The organism is Enterobacter sp. 148H3 (assembly GCF_034107425.1).
In the GTDB taxonomy this organism is placed as follows: Bacteria; Pseudomonadota; Gammaproteobacteria; order Enterobacterales; family Enterobacteriaceae; genus Enterobacter; species Enterobacter vonholyi.
Genome location: NZ_JAWNEI010000008.1, coordinates 1 through 18157, shown reverse-complemented (window position 1 = coordinate 18157; position 18157 = coordinate 1). Strand labels below are relative to the sequence as shown.

The 18157-nt window shown below is 55.3% G+C and carries 15 protein-coding genes and 1 rRNA gene; 9 read left to right on the top strand and 7 right to left on the bottom strand.

Annotation, left to right across the window (positions count from 1 at the left end; all coding sequences use genetic code 11):
• Window positions 1-19: 19 nt before the first annotated feature.
• From mnmG to asnC, 3 genes are all read right to left on the bottom strand, one after another.
• A complete protein-coding gene (gene mnmG, locus USH94_RS13005) occupies window positions 20-1909 on the bottom strand; it encodes a tRNA uridine-5-carboxymethylaminomethyl(34) synthesis enzyme MnmG (RefSeq protein WP_111964230.1) in 1890 nt (629 codons plus the stop codon).
• Between the two features lie 374 nt (window positions 1910-2283).
• On the bottom strand, window positions 2284-2733 hold the full coding sequence (gene mioC / locus USH94_RS13000) for an FMN-binding protein MioC (RefSeq protein WP_008500197.1): 450 nt from the start codon (window positions 2731-2733) through the stop codon (window positions 2284-2286).
• Window positions 2734-2823: 90 nt separating this feature from the next.
• A complete protein-coding gene (gene asnC / locus USH94_RS12995) occupies window positions 2824-3282 on the bottom strand; it encodes a transcriptional regulator AsnC (RefSeq protein ID WP_008500198.1) in 459 nt (152 codons plus the stop codon).
• 151 nt (window positions 3283-3433) lie between these two features.
• On the opposite strand from asnC, the gene asnA reads away from it, so the two are divergent.
• Window positions 3434-4426: an aspartate--ammonia ligase gene (gene asnA, locus USH94_RS12990; RefSeq protein ID WP_111964229.1), complete on the top strand. Its 993-nt coding sequence runs from the start codon at window positions 3434-3436 to the stop codon at window positions 4424-4426.
• Here the strand turns inward: asnA and viaA are convergent, their stop codons facing one another.
• Together viaA and ravA are read right to left on the bottom strand one after the other, a co-directional pair.
• Entirely contained in the window at window positions 4427-5878 is a 1452-nt protein-coding gene (gene viaA, locus USH94_RS12985) for an ATPase RavA stimulator ViaA (protein ID WP_111964228.1), read from the bottom strand.
• Complete coding sequence (gene ravA / locus USH94_RS12980) at window positions 5872-7368, bottom strand: ATPase RavA (RefSeq protein ID WP_111964227.1); 1497 nt, start codon at window positions 7366-7368, stop codon at window positions 5872-5874. The genes viaA and ravA overlap by 7 nt, the downstream gene beginning before the upstream one ends.
• 222 nt (window positions 7369-7590) lie before the next feature.
• Here ravA and kup point away from each other — a divergent pair, with 222 nt between their 5' ends.
• The 7 genes from kup to rbsR all read left to right on the top strand — a co-directional run bounded on the left by kup (window position 7591) and on the right by rbsR (window position 15529).
• The gene (gene kup, locus USH94_RS12975) at window positions 7591-9459 is read left to right on the top strand and encodes a low affinity potassium transporter Kup (protein WP_023309781.1); all 1869 of its coding nucleotides are present in this window, start codon (window positions 7591-7593) and stop codon (window positions 9457-9459) included.
• A gap of 216 nt (window positions 9460-9675) precedes the next feature.
• Window positions 9676-10095, top strand: a complete 420-nt coding sequence (gene rbsD, locus USH94_RS12970) for a D-ribose pyranase (RefSeq protein ID WP_003862392.1) — start codon at window positions 9676-9678, stop codon at window positions 10093-10095.
• A 7-nt stretch (window positions 10096-10102) separates the two neighbouring features.
• On the top strand, window positions 10103-11608 hold the full coding sequence (rbsA, locus tag USH94_RS12965; RefSeq protein ID WP_021242658.1) for a ribose ABC transporter ATP-binding protein RbsA: 1506 nt from the start codon (window positions 10103-10105) through the stop codon (window positions 11606-11608).
• 4 nt (window positions 11609-11612) lie between these two features.
• Window positions 11613-12578 carry a ribose ABC transporter permease gene (gene rbsC / locus USH94_RS12960; RefSeq protein ID WP_021242657.1) on the top strand — a complete coding sequence of 322 codons (966 nt, stop codon included), beginning with the start codon at window positions 11613-11615 and terminating at the stop codon, window positions 12576-12578.
• Window positions 12579-12605: 27 nt separating this feature from the next.
• On the top strand, window positions 12606-13496 hold the full coding sequence (gene rbsB, locus USH94_RS12955; RefSeq protein WP_008503498.1) for a ribose ABC transporter substrate-binding protein RbsB: 891 nt from the start codon (window positions 12606-12608) through the stop codon (window positions 13494-13496).
• A 107-nt stretch (window positions 13497-13603) separates the two neighbouring features.
• Window positions 13604-14533 carry a ribokinase gene (gene rbsK, locus USH94_RS12950; protein ID WP_111964357.1) on the top strand — a complete coding sequence of 310 codons (930 nt, stop codon included), beginning with the start codon at window positions 13604-13606 and terminating at the stop codon, window positions 14531-14533.
• Window positions 14534-14536: 3 nt separating this feature from the next.
• A complete protein-coding gene (gene rbsR / locus USH94_RS12945) occupies window positions 14537-15529 on the top strand; it encodes a ribose operon transcriptional repressor RbsR (RefSeq protein ID WP_111964226.1) in 993 nt (330 codons plus the stop codon).
• Here the strand turns inward: rbsR and mdtD are convergent.
• Window positions 15495-16928, bottom strand: coding sequence for a multidrug transporter subunit MdtD (mdtD, locus tag USH94_RS12940; protein WP_111964225.1), 1434 nt, complete (start codon window positions 16926-16928; stop codon window positions 15495-15497). The two genes, rbsR and mdtD, sit on opposite strands and share 35 nt — an antisense overlap.
• Entirely contained in the window at window positions 16925-17632 is a 708-nt protein-coding gene (locus tag USH94_RS12935; protein WP_111964224.1) for a FadR/GntR family transcriptional regulator, read from the bottom strand. The genes mdtD and USH94_RS12935 overlap by 4 nt, the downstream gene beginning before the upstream one ends.
• Before the next feature lie 454 nt (window positions 17633-18086).
• On the opposite strand from USH94_RS12935, the gene USH94_RS12930 reads away from it, so the two are divergent.
• A 16S ribosomal RNA gene (locus USH94_RS12930) occupies window positions 18087-18157 on the top strand; the annotation flags it as partial.

Below are 18157 nucleotides of genomic sequence, written 5' to 3'. Positions count from 1 at the left end.
CCGGGCAATATTCCGGGCCTTACGCGCTACGGCGCAGCATGCCCTGCTTTTTCAGCCACACCAGCAGAATGGAAATCGCTGCAGGCGTGACGCCGGAGATACGTGAGGCTTGGCCGATCGAGACCGGTTTGTGATCGTTCAGCTTGGCGATCACTTCGTTGGAAAGGCCAGTCACCTGGCGGTAGTCCAGCATTTCCGGCAGCAGCGTGTTTTCGTTACGCTGCTGTTTTTCGATCTCATCCTGCTGACGCGCGATGTAACCTTCGTACTTAACCTGGATCTCAACCTGCTCTGCCGCTTCAGCATCTTCCAGGCCCGGCGCGAACGCAGTCAGTTTGACCAGGTTCTCGTAGGTGACTTCAGGACGGCGCAACAAATCTTCACCGCTGGCCTCGCGCGACAGCGGCGCGGTTAAGTGAGCGTTTACTTCGGCAGCGGTTTCCGCCTGCGGATTCACCCAGGTGGTTTTCAGGCGCTGACGTTCCTGTTCAATGCGCTCCAGCTTCTCGTTAAAGCGCGCCCAGCGTTCGTCATCGACCAGACCCAGCTCGCGGCCGATTTCGGTCAAACGCAGGTCGGCGTTATCTTCACGCAGCATCAGGCGATATTCCGCGCGAGAGGTAAACATACGGTACGGTTCTTTGGTACCCAGCGTGCAGAGATCGTCAACCAGCACGCCCAGATACGCCTGAGAACGGCCGGGTGCCCAGCCCTCTTTCTCAGCAGAGAAGCGCGCGGCGTTCAGACCGGCAAGCAGGCCCTGCGCAGCCGCTTCTTCGTAGCCGGTGGTGCCGTTAATCTGACCCGCAAAGAACAGACCGTGGACGAATTTGCTCTCCAGGGTTGGCTTCAGGTCACGCGGATCGAAGAAATCGTACTCAATAGCGTAGCCAGGGCGAACGATTTTTGCGTTCTCCATGCCCTGCATTGAGCGAACAATTTGCATCTGCACGTCAAACGGCAGGCTGGTGGAGATGCCGTTCGGGTAAATTTCGTTCGAGGTCAGCCCTTCCGGCTCCAGGAAGATCTGGTGCTGGTTGCGATCGGCGAAGCGCATCACTTTGTCCTCGATCGACGGGCAGTAGCGCGGACCGATCCCTTCGATCACGCCGGCGTACATGGGGCTGCGATCGAGGTTATTGCGGATCACGTCGTGGGTTTTCTCGTTGGTATGCGTGATATAGCACGGCACCTGCTGCGGATGCTGTGCCGCATTGCCCATGAACGAGAAGACCGGCATTGGGTTATCACCGTGCTGTTGCGCCAGCACGCTGAAATCAATGGTGCGCGCATCAATACGCGGCGGCGTACCGGTTTTCAGGCGGCTAACGCGCAGCGGCAGTTCTCGCAGACGGCGAGACAATGGTATAGACGGCGGATCGCCAGCACGGCCGCCGCTGTAGTTATCCAGACCGATATGAATTTTACCGTCAAGGAATGTACCCACGGTCAGCACCACTGCTTTGGCGCGGAATTTGAGGCCCATCTGAGTCACGGCACCCACGACGCGATCGTTCTCAACGATTAGATCTTCAACCGCCTGCTGGAAGATCATCAGGTTCGGCTGATTCTCCAGGGCGGTACGCACCGCCTGACGGTAAAGTACGCGGTCTGCCTGAGCACGGGTCGCACGCACAGCGGGACCTTTACTCGCGTTTAGTATCCTAAACTGGATGCCGGCCCGATCGATCGCTTTCGCCATCAGGCCGCCAAGTGCATCCACTTCTTTTACCAGGTGTCCTTTCCCAATGCCGCCAATCGCCGGATTACAGGACATTTGTCCCAGCGTGTCGATATTGTGTGTCAAAAGCAGGGTCTGCTGACCCATTCGCGCTGCGGCCATTGCGGCCTCAGTGCCTGCGTGACCCCCGCCAATGATGATGACGTCAAAAGGATCCTGATAAAACATGGTGGTCTGCCTCGCGTAAAGCGGTATGAAAATGGATTGAAGCCCGGGCCGTGGATTCTACTCAACTTTAGTCTTTCGAGAAAGCATTGGGATCCTGGGCTATTAAAAAGAAGATCTTTTTATTTAGAGATCTGTTCTATTGTGATCTCTTATTAGGATCGCGAACCTGTGTGGATAAGTCCGATCTCATAAAGAAGATCATGCAGTTAGAAAGGATCGTTTGCTGTGAATGATCGGTGATCCTGGACCGTATAAGCTGGGATCAGATCGCGACTTTATACACAGGCCAAAAACTGCGCTACGGTTGTTATTTGGATAACTACGGGTTAATACGAGCTTTTAACCAGAGTTATCCACATCTGTTCGCGCGATCTTTAATCATTTTTGAGTAAATTTTTCCATTCCGCGAGCCAGATCTCGGCTGGATCCTCCGGAATGTCATGATCGAGGATGTTGATCTTGAGCGTTTCACCCAGCTGTTTTGCTCCGCAGGAGGTCACAGCGGCTTCGACTTTCTCTATTGCCCCGCAAAAGGTGTCATATTCACGACTGCCGATCCCCACTGCGCCAAAACGGACGTTTGACAGGTCGGGCTGCTGTTCCAGCAGTTCGTCATATAAAGGTTGCAGATTATCCGGCAGATCCCCCGCGCCGTGCGTGGAGGTGATCAGCAGCCAGACCCCGTCAGTCGGGAGATCTTCAAGCAACGGGCCGTGCAGGGTTTCCGTGGAAAAGCCCGCCTCTTCCAGCTTTTCAGCCAGATGTTCCGCTACGTATTCCGCACCACCAAGGGTGCTGCCGCTGATAAGGGTAATGTCCGCCATTGATCGCTCGCTCAGATAAAGAGAGGGCCATTGTACGCTGTGAACGAGCTGGGATCTACCTGTGGAAAATGTGGGAATGAATTTGCCCGATCACGGGCGGATGGTACGCATGATCGGGTTTTGCAAGGAGATCAGGGTCTCGGTGGACTGAATTTCATCTATTGTTTGGATCTTGTTGATAAGTACCTGCTGGAGCGCGTCGATGGATCGGCACATAACTTTAATAAAGATGCTGTAGTGCCCGGTGGTGTAGTACGCCTCGGTGACTTCATCCAGCGCGTTCAGTTTCGCCAGGGCAGAAGGGTAGTCTTTGGCGCTTTTAAGAATGATGCCGATGAAGCAGCAGACGTCGTAACCCAGCTGCTTAGGGCTGACGTCAATGCGCGCACCGGTAATGATCCCTGCCTGTTTCATCTTTTCTACGCGAACGTGAATGGTTCCCGGGCTGACGCCAAACTGTTTTGCCAGTTCGGCATAGGCGGTGCGGGCATTAGCCATTAAGGCCTCCAGAATGCCGCGGTCGAGATTGTCGATCTGATAATTTTCCATAGCTTTTTCTTATGAAGATTAATGAATCACTCTATTCTAGCGCCATATTTTATCGAATCAAAAATGAAGGTGGCTTTTTGTTGATGGGTTATTGAATAAGGCGCCGTTTCTGTTGCTTAATCAATATCAACAGGACGCAGGAGTATAAATAATGAAAACCGCTTACATCGCAAAACAACGCCAGATCAGTTTCGTAAAATCCCATTTTTCCCGCCAGCTGGAAGAGAAGCTTGGGCTGATTGAAGTCCAGGCACCTATCCTCAGCCGCGTGGGTGACGGGACGCAGGATAACCTTTCTGGATGCGAAAAAGCGGTACAGGTGAAAGTGAAAACACTGCCAGACGCCCAGTTCGAAGTGGTTCATTCACTGGCGAAGTGGAAGCGTCAGACCCTGGGACAACACGACTTCAGCGCGGGCGAAGGGCTCTACACGCACATGAAAGCCCTTCGCCCCGATGAAGATCGCCTTTCACCGATTCATTCCGTTTACGTTGACCAGTGGGACTGGGAGCGCGTAATGGGTGATGGTGAACGTCATATCGGTACGCTGAAATCCACCGTTGAGGCGATCTACGCCGGGATCAAAGCAACCGAAGCGGCAGTGAGCAAAGAGTTTGGTCTGGCAACGTTCCTGCCGGATACGATCCACTTTGTCCACAGCCAGGAACTGCTGACCCGTTTCCCGGATCTGGATGCCAAAGGCCGCGAGCGTGCGATCGCCAAAGAATTAGGTGCTGTGTTCCTGATCGGTATCGGCGGCAAGCTGTCTGACGGTAAGCGCCACGACGTTCGTGCGCCTGATTATGATGACTGGAGTACTGTGGGTGATGGCGAATTTGCCGGGCTGAACGGCGATATTCTTGTCTGGAACCCGATACTGGAAGACGCATTCGAGCTCTCTTCTATGGGGATCCGCGTGGATGCTGACGCGCTGAAGCGCCAACTGGCGGTCACCGGTGATGAAGACCGTCTCAAACTCGAGTGGCACCAGGCGCTGCTGCGCGGCGAAATGCCACAGACGATTGGCGGCGGTATCGGCCAGTCCCGTCTGACCATGCTGCTGCTGCAATTACCTCATATCGGTCAGGTTCAGTGTGGCGTCTGGCCGCAGCAGGTACGTGAAAGCGTTGGCTCTCTTCTGTAATTAACGCTGCCAGCGTCTGAGCAGGCGGCTACGCAGCCCGGTATCAAAGCGCCAGATATGATCGAAGATGCGCATGATGCCGGGTTTTCCATGGGCGGACATCGCCACCGCATGAAAACGGTGTTGATGCACCCGCTGTAATTCCTTCACCTTATTGACCACATCATCCGGCAGCCGCTGGGCGATAAAATCGGAAATCACCACTGCGTCAGCGTCGTACCAGTCGCCGCCCTGCATACGCTCCACTATGCTGCGAAAACAGCTTGCCAGATCGGTTCCACCGCGAAAACGCTGGCTCAGGAAGCGGATTGCCTGCTCGATCCCCTGCTGGTTCGTCAGCTCATAGCCCACGACTTCGCTGGAGAACAGCATGATGAAGCAGCGACGGCGATCGGCGAGCGCCACGCGCATCAGTGCCAGACAGAACGCCTTCGCACACTGCTCGTTAAACCCACCCATCGAGCCGGACGTATCCACGCAAACTATGAATGGCCCGCGCGGCTGTTCATCAAAATCCTGATGAACCACAGGACGCTGGCTTACCTTCTCGCGCCAGGCTTCGCCGTGCAGCCGGTAGGTGAGGAGCTGTTTTTCCACCAGCCGACGGTAAAACTCATACTCCAGCTCGGTCATCCCGAGCGTGCTCAGTTCCGTGGGCAGCAGGCGTAAAATGTCATCACTCTGCTGGAGCCCGTCGACCTGCTCCGGCACGGTAGCCGGTTCGCGCACCAGGGTGCGGAAAGTCTCCATGGGGGCATCTTTCTTTGGGACCGACTTTGCCTCCCTTGAGCGACCCAGCTGTTCTGCAAGCTTCATCAGCTCGGGCTGCTGCGTCAGAAAATCGCCGTACTTGACGATCAACTGATAGTCCCCGCGCCGGAGCTGGCCTGCGCTCATATCCCAGAGACGCCCTGCGGCGTTTTCATTCTCCACCAGCACCTGCTCAAGCTGGCCGCTTAAGGTCATGCGCTCCTGAACTTCACTGAGCAGCTGTTCGCGCTCTTCGTCCAGCAGCTGCTGGTTTAGCGTCGTGGCCTGCACCACCAGGCTGAGGCGCCAGCGCTGTAAGAAGAGGGTGTGCAGTGCGGGAGTGAACGTGGCGTTATCCGTGACCAGCGCCCGGGCCTGGCTGGCAAACGGAGAGTGGACCTTGTCGAGCAGCGTGAGGGTTTGCGGAAGCTGAACGATAAACTGCGATGTGGAGAGCCGCTGGCACTGCTGATAACAGGCCACCTCTTCCGTTAGCTCAGGCGGAACTTCGGTCTCCCTGAACCGCTGACGCAAATTTTCCCGCCAGCGCGGAAGATCGTCCGTCATCGCTTTTTTGAGCTTCGGAAATTTTTCAAAGAAGGCTGCCAGCTGCGGCGAAGCCAGAAGGGTTATGACCACTTCTTCGATCAACCCTTCCTCGCTGACGGCCAGCATGACGTTAAGCGTATCCAGAGTTAGCATTGACGCGCCTGTTTAATCTGCGCGCTGACGTCCTGCAGGCTGGCTTCGATGCGACCTAGCCAGTCACTATGAATAAAGAGGCATTTTTGCTGCTCGCTAAAGCGGGTGTGCTGCTGGTGCCATTCCGTATCCAGCGCGTCCAGCTGCTGCTTAATCTCCTCGGGGACGCTGTCAGAGGCGGTTCCCGGCAGCGCGAGACGCGAGCCCTGCAGGCTGACGTCGCGGATCACCAGGTGCTGGCTGCTGTCCACTTCCATATTCAGCGGCTGCGCGAAACCGATGCCGTTGAGCTTTCCACGGATCTCTCCGCCCTTATCCAGCCACTGTGCCAGCGCCTCACGCTCAATCGTCACGTGCACCACCTGCATATCATGCAGCTTAAGCGGCTGCTGGAGCAGCAGGGTCAGCGTCGGGGTGGTTAGTTCGGTGGGTAATTCATAGTGCGGTTTGCGTGCGAACATCCCCCCCAGGCGATTCACTTTCAGCGCGGTTTTATCACTTTGCTGCTGCTGGAGCTGGATGCGCCGCTGGGCAATCGCCCCCAACTGATTGAGCATCGCCTGCTGTCCCCAGGCGTGTCCGGTCATCAAAACGTCAAGCTGCTGCTGCATCAGGTTCATGCCTTCCGCGTCGTGCCAGAGGCAGTCTTTCAGCAGGATCAGATCGATGGGCGCCACGGCATCGCGGCCGCTGAACAGGGCGCTGGCCTGCAGCAGACGGATCGCTTTTTTCCAGCGGCGATCGGAGACATAGGGCGCCGAGGGAAGGTGATCAAGCTGCTGACGCAGCAGATAGATCAGCTCGAATACCGCGTCCGGCAATTTGATTTTGCCAATATCCTGCTGCCACTGGTGGTACTCCTCATCCGTCACCTGTAGCGAAGCGGGTACCGGATTTTCGCTCTCGTCCTGCTGGCTGACCAGCATGGAGCGGAAGTTGGATTTATCCTGTACTTTGTCCAGCCACAGGCGGATCAGCATACGGTCATACAGCGCTTCCAGGCTGCTGTCGGCTTCAGGCAGTTCGTTTGAGGCGGCCACCAGCAGGCGCATTGGGATTTTTTCTTCACTGGCGCCGTTGCGGAACCGACGTTCGTTTATCGCCGTGAGCAGGGTGTTCAGAATGGCCGGTCCCGCTTTCCAGATCTCATCAAGAAAGACAATTTCAGCCTCCGGAAGATACCCTTCTGTCAGACGCTGATAGCGCCCCTCATCTTTCAGTGCCTGAATGGAAAGCGGGCCAAAAACTTCTTCTGGGGTGGAAAACCGGGTCATGAGATATTCGAAGGCGCGGGCGTTCTGAAAAGCAAATTTTAGCCTGCGGGCAATCAGGCTTTTGGCAATGCCCGGCGGACCCAGCAAAAACACGCTCTCGCCGCTCAACGCCGCCAGTAAACAGAGGCGAATGGCGTGGCTACGCTCGAAAAGGCCTTTCTCCAGCGCGCTGCTAAGGCGGGAAATTCTTTCTGCTAATAAATGTGAGTGAGCCATAATAGTTTTGCATCCTTTCGCCGTCGTGGCGGCCAATTGAAGCGAGTATAGACGTTTCAGTCAGGGCTGGTAATAGACTGAAGTGCGGCGCAATTTTCTTTGCGCTACATTAATGCGGTTGCATTTAGGGGTACGATTTTGCAATGAATCGTGCATACTGTGCGCTTTTTGTGGGCCAAGGGACCAGGAACACATTTGTTATTTAAACGAAAAGACTAGTCTATGAGCACTGATAATAAGCAATCATTACCCGCAATAACGCTTGCGGCGATCGGGGTTGTCTACGGTGATATTGGCACCAGCCCGCTTTATACGCTTCGTGAATGTCTGTCCGGCCAGTTTGGCTTTGGTGTTGAGCGCGATGCCGTATTTGGCTTCCTGTCCCTCATCTTCTGGCTGCTGATCCTGGTGGTTTCCGTTAAATATCTCTCCTTCGTTATGCGTGCTGATAACGCAGGTGAAGGCGGGATCCTGACCCTGATGTCCCTTGCAGGGCGCAACACCTCAGCCAGAATGACCTCCGTTCTGGTGATTATCGGCCTGATTGGCGGCAGCTTCTTCTACGGAGAGGTGGTTATCACGCCCGCGATTTCGGTCCTCTCGGCGATAGAGGGGCTGGAAATTATTGCCCCGCAGCTCGATTCATGGGTTGTTCCTCTGGCCATTATTGTCCTGACGCTGCTGTTTATGATCCAGAAGCACGGTACCGGGCTGGTGGGCAAACTGTTTGCGCCGATTATGCTGGCCTGGTTCCTGATCCTGGCCGCGCTTGGTTTGCGCAGCATTATCGCGAATCCGGAAGTGCTGCATGCGCTAAACCCTTACTGGGCCGTGCATTTCTTCCTTGAATACAAAGTGGTTTCCTTCGTGGCGCTGGGTGCCGTCGTGCTCTCCATTACCGGCGTTGAAGCGCTATATGCTGACATGGGTCACTTCGGGAAACTGCCTATCCGCGTGGCCTGGTTTATTGTGGTACTGCCGTCGCTGGTGCTGAACTACTTTGGCCAGGGCGCGCTGTTACTTAAAAATCCGGAAGCGATCAAGAACCCGTTCTTCCTGCTGGCGCCTGACTGGGCGCTGGTGCCGATGCTGATTCTGGCGACGCTGGCGACCGTCATTGCCTCCCAGGCGGTGATTTCCGGCGTGTTTTCTCTGACGCGCCAGGCCGTGCGTCTGGGGTATCTCTCACCGATGCGCATCATCCATACCTCTGAGATGGAGTCGGGCCAGATCTATATCCCGTTCGTTAACTGGCTGCTCTATTTCGCGGTTGTGATTGTTATCGTCAGCTTCGAGCACTCCAGCAACCTGGCGGCGGCGTACGGTATTGCGGTAACCGGTACGATGGTGCTGACATCGCTTCTCTCTACCACGGTGGCGTACCGAAACTGGCACTGGAATAAATTCCTCGTGGCGATGATTCTGGTGGGCTTCCTGTGCATTGACGTGCCGCTGTTCTCCGCAAACCTCGACAAGATTGTCTCCGGCGGCTGGCTGCCGCTGACGCTGGGTCTGGTGATGTTTATCGTCATGACCACCTGGAAAAGCGAGCGCTTCCGCCTGCTGCGCCGCATGCACGAGCACGGGAACTCTCTTGAGGCGATGATCGCTTCTCTGGAGAAATCCCCGCCGGTCCGCGTGCCTGGCACAGCGGTGTACATGTCTCGCGCCCTGAACGTCATTCCCTTCGCGCTGATGCATAACCTCAAGCACAACAAAGTGCTGCACGAGCGCGTGATCCTGCTGACGCTGCGCACTGAAGATGCGCCTTACGTTCACAACGTGCGTCGCGTGCAAATCGAGCAGCTCTCCCCGACATTCTGGCGCGTGGTGGCGAGCTACGGCTGGCGTGAAACGCCAAACGTGGAAGAGGTGTTCCACCGCTGCGGTCTTGAAGGGCTGAGCTGCCGGATGATGGAGACGTCGTTCTTTATGTCTCACGAATCGCTTATCATCGGCAAGCGCCCTTGGTATTTGCGCCTGCGCGGCAAGCTGTACCTGATCCTGCAGCGTAACGCCCTGCGCGCGCCTGACCAGTTTGAGATCCCGCCTAACCGCGTGATAGAGCTGGGTACGCAGGTCGAGATTTAAGTCCTTTCGAAAATGCCGGGTGGCGCTGCGCTTACCCGGCCTACCAAACCCGTAGGCCCGTGCAAGTGAAGCGCCGTCGGGCTATTTCTCCCATCAATATTTCACTTAGCGAAACGTTTCGACGTCGATCACAAATCTGTTACGTCATGATGGTTTTCTGAACATTTCTGGCGCTACACTACTTTTAGCGAAACGTTTCGCTAGTGGAGCAAGAAAATGAAGAAAGGCACGGTACTCAACTCAGAAATCTCATCGGTTATTTCCCGTCTTGGGCATACCGATACGCTGGTGGTTTGCGATGCAGGCTTACCGGTTCCGCGCAGCACAACCCGTATTGATATGGCGTTAACGCAGGGTGTTCCTTCGTTTATGCAGGTACTGGAAGTCGTGACGGCGGAGATGCAGGTTGAGGCAGCCATTCTCGCGGCGGAAATCAAACAACATAATCCGCAACTCCACGAAACGTTGCTCAGCCATATTGAGCAACTGCAACAACACCAGGGAAACACCATAGAAATTCGTTACACAACGCACGAGCAGTTCAAACAACAAACCGCAGACAGTCAGGCGGTAATTCGCAGCGGGGAGTGTTCCCCGTATGCGAATATCATTCTCTGTGCTGGCGTCACCTTCTGAGGCCATCATGGACGCATTACTGCAACTCAAAGGGATCGATAAGTCGTTCCCGGGCGTAAAAGCCCTCTCCGGCGCGGCGCTGAACGTCTACCCCGGGCGCGTAATGGCGCTGGTGGGGGAAAACGGCGCCGGCAAATCCACCATGATGAAAGTGCTGACCGGTATCTATCAACGCGATGCCGGTTCACTCCTCTGGCTGGGTAAAGAAACCACCTTCACTGGCCCGAAATCTTCTCAGGAAGCGGGTATCGGCATTATTCACCAGGAGCTGAACCTGATCCCGCAGCTCACCATTGCGGAAAACATCTTCCTCGGCCGCGAGTTTGTTAACCGGTTCGGCAAAATCGACTGGAAAACTATGTATGCCGAAGCGGACAAGCTGCTGGCGAAGCTGAACCTGCGCTTTAAGAGCGACCGTCTGGTAGGCGATTTGTCGATTGGCGATCAGCAGATGGTGGAAATCGCGAAGGTGCTGAGCTTTGAGTCGAAGGTCATCATTATGGATGAACCGACCGACGCCCTGACCGATACCGAAACCGAATCCCTGTTCCGCGTTATCCGCGAGCTGAAGTCGCAGGGGCGCGGGATTGTCTATATCTCTCACCGCATGAAAGAGATCTTCGAGATCTGCGACGACGTCACCGTTTTCCGTGACGGGCAGTTTATTGCCGAGCGCGAAGTGGCTACGCTGACCGAAGATACGCTCATTGAAATGATGGTGGGACGTAAGCTTGAAGATCAATATCCGCATCTGGATAAAGCGCCGGGAGAGATCCGCCTGAAGGTAGACAACCTCTGCGGTCCGGGTGTGAACGACGTGACCTTTACCCTGCGCCAGGGCGAGATCCTGGGCGTGGCGGGCTTGATGGGTGCCGGACGTACCGAGTTGATGAAAGTATTGTACGGCGCACTGCCGCGCACCAGCGGTTATGTCACCCTTGACGGCCATGAAGTGGTCACCCGCTCTCCGCAGGATGGTCTGGCGAACGGCATCGTCTATATCTCCGAAGACCGCAAACGCGATGGCCTGGTGCTGGGCATGTCGGTAAAAGAGAACATGTCCCTGACCGCGCTGCGCTATTTCAGCCATAGCGGTGGAAGCCTGAAGCATAAAGACGAACAGCAGGCGGTCAGCGATTTTATCCGCCTCTTTAACGTCAAAACCCCGTCGATGGAGCAGGCGATTGGCCTGTTATCCGGCGGGAATCAGCAGAAAGTGGCGATTGCGCGCGGGTTGATGACGCGCCCGAAAGTGCTGATCCTCGACGAGCCAACCCGCGGCGTGGACGTGGGCGCGAAGAAAGAGATCTATCAACTGATTAACCAGTTTAAGGCCGACGGTCTGAGCATCATTCTGGTCTCTTCCGAGATGCCAGAAGTATTAGGCATGAGCGATCGCATTATCGTTATGCATGAAGGGCATCTCGGCGGTGAATTCACTCGCGAGCAGGCCACCCAGGAAGTTCTGATGGCTGCCGCTGTGGGCAAGCTTAATCGCGTGAATCAGGAGTAAGAAGATGACTACCCAGGCTGTTTCTGGTCGCCGCTATTTCACAAAGGCGTGGCTGATGGAACAAAAATCGCTGATTGCCCTGCTGGTGCTGATCGCGATTGTATCGACCATGAGCCCGAACTTTTTCACCGTTAATAACCTGTTCAACATTCTGCAGCAGACGTCGGTGAATGCCATTATGGCGGTCGGCATGACGCTGGTAATTTTGACCTCAGGTATCGATCTGTCCGTCGGTTCCCTGCTGGCCCTTACCGGCGCGATCGCCGCTTCGCTTGTCGGGATTGAAGTCAACGCGCTGGTGGCCGTGGCCGCGGCCCTGGCGGCAGGGGCCGCGATTGGCGCCGTCACCGGCGTGATTGTGGCAAAAGGTCGCGTTCAGGCATTCATCGCCACGCTGGTGATGATGCTGCTGCTGCGCGGGGTGACCATGGTTTATACCAACGGCAGCCCGGTCAATACCGGCTTCACCGATAACGCCGATCTGTTTGGCTGGTTCGGTATCGGTCGCCCGCTGGGTGTTCCGACACCGGTCTGGATCATGGCTATCGTCTTCCTGGCGGCGTGGTACATGCTGCACCATACCCGTCTGGGCCGTTATATTTATGCGCTGGGCGGTAACGAAGCGGCAACGCGCCTGTCCGGTATCAGCGTTAATAAAGTCAAAGTTATCGTGTACTCCCTGTGCGGTCTGCTGGCGTCACTGGCGGGCATTATCGAAGTGGCGCGCCTCTCTTCCGCGCAGCCGACGGCGGGTACGGGGTATGAGCTGGATGCTATCGCGGCAGTGGTTCTGGGCGGTACGAGTCTTGCGGGCGGTAAAGGTCGCATTGTTGGGACATTGATCGGCGCACTGATTCTCGGTTTCCTGAATAATGGTTTGAATTTGTTAGGTGTTTCCTCCTATTACCAGATGATCGTTAAGGCAGTGGTGATTTTGCTGGCGGTACTGGTAGACAACAAAAAACAGTAACTGACGACACTACAGGACATCTTAGATATGAACATGAAAAAACTGGCTACCCTGGTTTCCGCTGTCGCGCTGAGCGCAACCGTAAGTGCTAACGCCATGGCGAAAGATACCATCGCGCTGGTTGTCTCAACCCTGAACAACCCGTTCTTTGTCTCCCTGAAGGACGGTGCGCAGAAAGAAGCGGACAAGCTGGGCTATAACCTGGTGGTGCTGGATTCACAGAACAACCCGGCGAAAGAGCTGGCTAACGTTCAGGACTTAACCGTTCGTGGCACCAAGATTCTGCTGATCAACCCAACCGACTCTGACGCCGTAGGTAACGCCGTTAAAATGGCAAACCAGGCGAAAATTCCGGTGATCACCCTGGACCGTCAGGCAACCAAAGGCGACGTGGTGAGCCACATTGCGTCTGATAACGTGCTGGGCGGCAAAATCGCGGGTGATTACATCGCGAAGAAAGCTGGCGAAGGCGCGAAAGTTATCGAACTGCAGGGGATTGCCGGTACGTCTGCCGCCCGCGAGCGTGGCGAAGGCTTCCAGCAGGCTGTGGCTGCACACAAATTCAACGTGCTGGCGAGCCAGCCAGCAGACTTCGATCGTACCAAAGGTCTGAACGTCATGCAGAACCTGCTGACCGCACACCCTGATGTGCAGGCGGTCTTCGCGCAGAACGACGAAATGGCGCTCGGTGCGCTGCGTGCTCTGCAGACTGCAGGTAAATCTGATGTGATGGTTGTCGGATTTGACGGCACGCCGGATGGTGAAAAAGCAGTAAACGATGGCAAACTGGCTGCGACCATCGCTCAGCTGCCTGAGCAGATTGGCGCCACTGGCGTTGAAACTGCCGACAAAGTGCTGAAGGGCGAAAAAGTTCAGGCTAAATACCCGGTTGACCTGAAGCTGGTCATCAAGCAGTAAAAGGCGAATCAGGCAGTCGCTGGCTGCCTGAGGGACACCAATAAAAGAAAAGTGTGGCATACGCCACCGGGTAACACCGGTGGCGCTCTCAGATGGACAACCCAACCATGAAAACCGCAGGCAACCTCGTCGTCCTTGGCAGTATCAATGCCGATCACATTCTTAACCTTGAATCGTTCCCTGCACCGGGCGAAACCGTCACGGGTAATCATTATCAGGTGGCATTTGGCGGTAAAGGTGCCAACCAGGCCGTGGCCGCGGGTCGCAGTGGGGCGAATATTGCGTTTATCGCCTGCACGGGTGATGACGATACCGGTGAGCGTGTACGCAAGCAGCTGGCGAGCGACAACGTTGATATCGCACCGGTCAGCGTTGTTGCAGGGGAATCTACCGGCGTGGCGCTGATTTTCGTCAACGCTGAAGGTGAGAATGTCATCGGTATTCATGCTGGGGCTAACGCTGCGCTGACGACGGAGCGCGTAGAAGCGCAACGTGCAATCATCGCCGGAGCGGAAGCCCTGCTCATGCAGCTGGAATCACCGGTTGAAAGCGTGCTGGCCGCCGCAAAAATTGCACATGAAAATCATACCACTGTTGTACTGAACCCGGCCCCAGCACGTGTATTATCAGACGAGCTGCTGGCGCTGGTGGACATCATTACGCCGAACGAAACCGAAGCCGAAAAGCTGACGGGCATTCGCGTAGAAAATGATGACGATGCCGCACGAGCCGCGCGTGCACTGCATGATAAGGGCATCGGCACCGTAATTATCACCCTTGGCAGCCGTGGGGTGTGGGCAAGCGTCAATGGCGAAGGCCGTCGTGTGCCGGGCTTTAAGGTGAAGGCGATTGATACCATTGCAGCGGGAGACACCTTCAATGGTGCACTGGTGACCGCGCTGCTGGAAGGCAAGAAAATGGATGACGCTATTCGCTTCGCTCACGCCGCTGCCGCGATTGCGGTGACGCGCAAGGGCGCCCAGCCTTCCGTTCCGTGGCGTAAAGAGATCGATGAATTCTTAAGTCAGCAGGGGTAACGCTTGGCTACAATGAAAGATGTCGCCCGTATGGCGGGCGTTTCTACCTCGACGGTCTCCCACGTCATTAATAAAGATCGCTTCGTCAGCGAGGCGATTCGGGAAAAAGTCGAAGCTGCGGTAAAAGAACTCAACTATGCGCCGTCTGCGCTGGCGCGCAGCCTTAAGCTCAATCAGACGCGTACTATCGGTATGCTGATCACTGCCAGTACCAACCCCTTTTATTCAGAACTGGTTCGCGGCGTGGAGCGCAGCTGCTTCGAGCGCGGCTACAGCCTGGTGCTGTGTAACACCGAAGGTGACGAGCAGCGCATGAATCGTAACCTGGAGACGCTGATGCAAAAACGCGTCGACGGGCTACTGTTGCTCTGCACCGAAACGCACCAGCCCTCGAAAGAGATCATCCAGCGCTATCCTTCTATTCCCACCGTGATGATGGACTGGGCCCCATTCGACGGAACCAGCGATCTCATTCAGGATAACTCCCTGCTGGGTGGTGATATGGCGACTCAGTATCTGATTGATAAAGGCTATACCCGCATCGCCTGTATTACCGGTCCGCTGGATAAAACCCCGGCGCGTTTGCGTCTGGAAGGGTATCTCTCCGCCATGGATCGAGCAGGGCTCGCCATTCCTGATGGCTACCGGATCACTGGTGATTTCGAATTTAACGGTGGCTTCGAGGCAATGCAGAAACTGCTGACGCAAGCGCAGCGCCCGCAGGCGGTCTTTATTGGTAATGATGCGATGGCGTTTGGTGCCTATCAGGCGTTGTACCAGGCGGGGCTACGCGTGCCGGACGATATGGCGGTGATTGGCTACGATGATATTGAACTTGCCCGCTACATGACGCCGCCGCTGACTACTATTCATCAGCCGAAGGATGAACTGGGCGAGCTGGCCATAGATGTGTTGATCCACCGTATGGCGCAGCCCACGCTGCAGCAACAACGCCTGCAGCTTACTCCTGTTCTGATGGAACGCGGTTCGGTTTAGCTTTCTCTTTATGACGCTCTTTAATCAGGTTTCTGCCGTCTTTCGGTTTTAACAGCATAAAGACCAGCGCCGATACCACGGTAAGTGCGCCCATGGTGATAAAGGTATAGTGGAACTGCTCAACGGTATTTGCGTTATCAAAACCCTCATAAAACCTCAGCACCGCTGCACTCACGGCAACCCCTAAACTGATCGACAGCTGTTGCGTTACCGCCAGCACGCTGTTGCCGCTACTGGCGTTCTCGTCAGTCAGATCGGCGAGGGTGATGGTGTTCATCGATGTGAACTGCGTCGACATCGCCATGCCCAACACAAACAGCGGCAGGATCAGCATCCAGACGGGTAACACGGCGGACTGCAGCGAAAACTGCGCAATCATCAAACCGATAAAGACCGTCACGCCAACCAGCGTCTTACGATAGCCAAACCAGCGCAGCACCTGCGTAACGGTTGATTTTGCCAGAATCGAGCCCATTGCCGTGGGCGCCATCATGCAGCCAGCAATCAGGGCCGGGTAGCCGAAACCCACCTGCAGCATTAATGGCATCAGGAACGGCACGCAACCCGTCCCCAGACGAGACGCAATGTTGCCTGCAATCCCTACGGAAAAGGTTCGGGTGTTAAAGAGCCCCAGGGAGATTAACGGTGTCGGGTGGCGGCGCGCGTGACGTATATAAAGAAGAAATAACAGAATACCGCCCAGGATAACGGAGAGCGCTATCCACGTTGCGACGATCTTCTCGCCAAACAGCTCCATCCCGCTGGAGAATAACACCAGGCTCAGGCCGAACAGGAAAAAGCCGCCCATGTCGAAGCTGCGCCTTGGCGTGGTGAAGTTCGGCATATATTTGCGGGCATACAGCAGCCCCGCAACGCCAATTGGGATATTAATCAGGAAGATCCAGTGCCAGCTTGCCCAGGTGACAAACACGCCACCGAGTACCGGTCCAAGTATCGGGCCAACAAGGCCTGGCATGGTAACGAAGTTGAGCACGGGAAGTAATTCGCTGCGCGGGTAGGCTCGCAGTAGGGCAAGGCGCGCCACGGGCATCATCATCGCGCCGCCGATGCCCTGCAATACGCGGAAGATAACCAGCTCTGTTAATGATGAGGAGAGCGCACAGGCCAGCGAACCGAGCGTAAAGAGCGTTACGGCCAGCATGAAAACTCTGCGGGTGCCAAAGCGGTCGGCCAGCCAGCCGCTGACCGGTATTAACATTGCCACCGTCAGGGTGTAGCTGATGATGGCTGACTGCATCGCCAGTGGGGAACGGTTGAGGCTTTGCGCAATAGCGGGAAGCGCGGTGTTGAGGATGGTGGCATCCAGTGCCTGCATAAAAAACGCCATGGCTGCAATCCACGGCAATCCGGCCATGCTGCGCGCTTTTTTCTTTGTCATTTATTTACCTGCTGGTGGGTTGGCGCGGCCAGCAATGCCTGGCACGCACTCAGGGCTCGTTGCCCGTCGCTTTCCTGGATGGCATCCACTATCGCCTGATGCAAATCCAGTTTTACCACTTCGTTTTGTGTAATAGAGGTAAAGTAGGTGTGATACACCGAATGAAATAAAGAGGCAAAAGAGGTAAGGAACGGATTGGCGCTCATCATATAGATGTGTTCATGCCAGGCCATATCGACCTCAACCCAGCGTTCGCGGTTGAAGTGTTTTTTCAGGAACACCATCTCTGCCATCAACGCGTTAAGCTGCGCTTTCTGCTCTGCTGTTCCCAGCGTAGCGGCAAGCAGACATGCCTGAGGTTCAAGGCTGCTGCGCATCACCAGAAAGTGATCGACGACCTGATGAAAGTTATCTTCCGTCATCCACCAGGAGAGCAGCTCCTGATCGAGAAAATTCCAGTTACTCTGTGGCATTACGCGTGTGCCAATGCGAGGACGTGGAAGCACCATACCTTTTGCCGTCAGGGTTTTTACCGCTTCGCGCACGGCGGTACGGCTCACCCCAAACTGCTCACCCAGCTCCATCTCACCCGGCAGGATGCTACCGGGGGCATATTTACCCGCTAAAATCCGCTGCGCCAGCTTTTCTGCCAGCACGTACGACAGGTTTTTTTGGGCGGCCAGCTGTTGTGCGCTTAATGGCATCGCTTTTATTCCTTAAAGATACATGCTGATAATTATGCCACCTCGAATGTGATTGTGGTTGCAGATACATCAAATAGAACAATTTGTAGCTTGATTTCACCTCGGGTGGTGAAAAAAAACGCGGATGAAAACTTTTTTTAAATTTCCTCTTGTCACGTCGGAATAACTCCCTATAATGCGCCTCCACTGACACGGAACAACGGCACACACGCCGCCGGGTCAGCAGAGAATAGTGTAAATAAACGCTTGACTCTGAAGCGGGAAAGCGTAATATGCACACCCCGCGCCGCTGCGAAAAGCGAAGCGGCACTGCTCTTTAACAATTTATCAGACAATCTGTGTGGGCACTCAAAGTGACATGGATTCTTAACGTCCTCGGACGAAAAATGAATACCAAGTCTCTGAGTGAACATACGTAATTCATTACGAAGTTTAATTCACGAGCATCAAACTTAAATTGAAGAGTTTGATCATGGCTCAGATTGAACGCTGGCGGCAGGCCTAACACATGCAAGTCGAGCGGCA

Excerpts from the sequence above, each read along its gene's own strand:
- rbsK (WP_111964357.1), top strand. The coding sequence starts at position 13,604 with ATGAAAACCGCAGGCAACCTCGTCGTCCTTGGCAGTATCAATGCCGAT.
- asnA (WP_111964229.1), top strand. The coding sequence starts at position 3,434 with ATGAAAACCGCTTACATCGCAAAACAACGCCAGATCAGTTTCGTAAAA.
- rbsB (WP_008503498.1), top strand. The coding sequence starts at position 12,606 with ATGAACATGAAAAAACTGGCTACCCTGGTTTCCGCTGTCGCGCTGAGC.
- mioC (WP_008500197.1), bottom strand. The coding sequence starts at position 2,733 with ATGGCGGACATTACCCTTATCAGCGGCAGCACCCTTGGTGGTGCGGAA.
- rbsA (WP_021242658.1), top strand. The coding sequence starts at position 10,103 with ATGGACGCATTACTGCAACTCAAAGGGATCGATAAGTCGTTCCCGGGC.
- asnC (WP_008500198.1), bottom strand. The coding sequence starts at position 3,282 with ATGGAAAATTATCAGATCGACAATCTCGACCGCGGCATTCTGGAGGCC.
- rbsC (WP_021242657.1), top strand. The coding sequence starts at position 11,613 with ATGACTACCCAGGCTGTTTCTGGTCGCCGCTATTTCACAAAGGCGTGG.
- kup (WP_023309781.1), top strand. The coding sequence starts at position 7,591 with ATGAGCACTGATAATAAGCAATCATTACCCGCAATAACGCTTGCGGCG.
- mdtD (WP_111964225.1), bottom strand. The coding sequence starts at position 16,928 with ATGACAAAGAAAAAAGCGCGCAGCATGGCCGGATTGCCGTGGATTGCA.
- mnmG (WP_111964230.1), bottom strand. The coding sequence starts at position 1,909 with ATGTTTTATCAGGATCCTTTTGACGTCATCATCATTGGCGGGGGTCAC.
- ravA (WP_111964227.1), bottom strand. The coding sequence starts at position 7,368 with ATGGCTCACTCACATTTATTAGCAGAAAGAATTTCCCGCCTTAGCAGC.
- viaA (WP_111964228.1), bottom strand. The coding sequence starts at position 5,878 with ATGCTAACTCTGGATACGCTTAACGTCATGCTGGCCGTCAGCGAGGAA.
- rbsD (WP_003862392.1), top strand. The coding sequence starts at position 9,676 with ATGAAGAAAGGCACGGTACTCAACTCAGAAATCTCATCGGTTATTTCC.
- USH94_RS12935 (WP_111964224.1), bottom strand. The coding sequence starts at position 17,632 with ATGCCATTAAGCGCACAACAGCTGGCCGCCCAAAAAAACCTGTCGTAC.